At 49.4% G+C, this 547-nt stretch carries 1 protein-coding gene; it reads left to right on the top strand.

Going from position 1 to position 547, the window contains the following annotated elements; genetic code table 11:
- Window positions 1-547: CLIPPER-2 domain-containing protein (locus MM213_RS20825; protein ID WP_439647580.1), on the top strand; the 547-nt coding region annotated here is incomplete at both ends.

Raw genomic sequence — 547 nt, 5'->3', positions numbered from 1 at the left:
GTAGCGGTTAGAGAGACTAGCTACACGGTTACGCAGTCAGATGTAGATTCTGGTTCAGTGTTGAACACAGCCTTTGTAAAAGGAGAGAATCCAAACCCAGGAGGAGAAGATCCAGAGGGCGAGACGGAGATTGAGACACCTATAGACAACAATGCAGGCTTGAGCATCAGCAAATCCGACAACGGATCCACTGTGACGCAGGCAGGCGAAGTGATCACCTACACGTTGACGGCAAGGAATACTGGTAATGTGACTATAGGAAATGTTGTGATCACAGATCCATTGACAGGCTTTGAAGAGAATGTCGGAWCWTTGGCACCGGGTCAGGTAGYGGTTAGAGAGACCAGCTACACGGTTACGCAGTCAGATGTAGATTCTGGYTCAGTGTTGAACACAGCCTTTGTAAAAGGAGAGAATCCRAACCCAGAAGGWGAAGATCCAGAGGGCGAGACAGAGATTGAGACACCTATAGACAACAATGCAGGCTTGAGCATCAGCAAATCCGACAACGGATCCACTGTGACGCAGGCAGGCGAAGTGATCACCT

Source organism: Belliella alkalica, from assembly GCF_022549785.1.
GTDB classification, from domain to species: domain Bacteria; phylum Bacteroidota; class Bacteroidia; order Cytophagales; family Cyclobacteriaceae; genus Belliella; species Belliella alkalica.
Note: the sequence above shows the minus strand (reverse complement) of the source record. Positions and strands in the feature narration are given on the sequence as shown.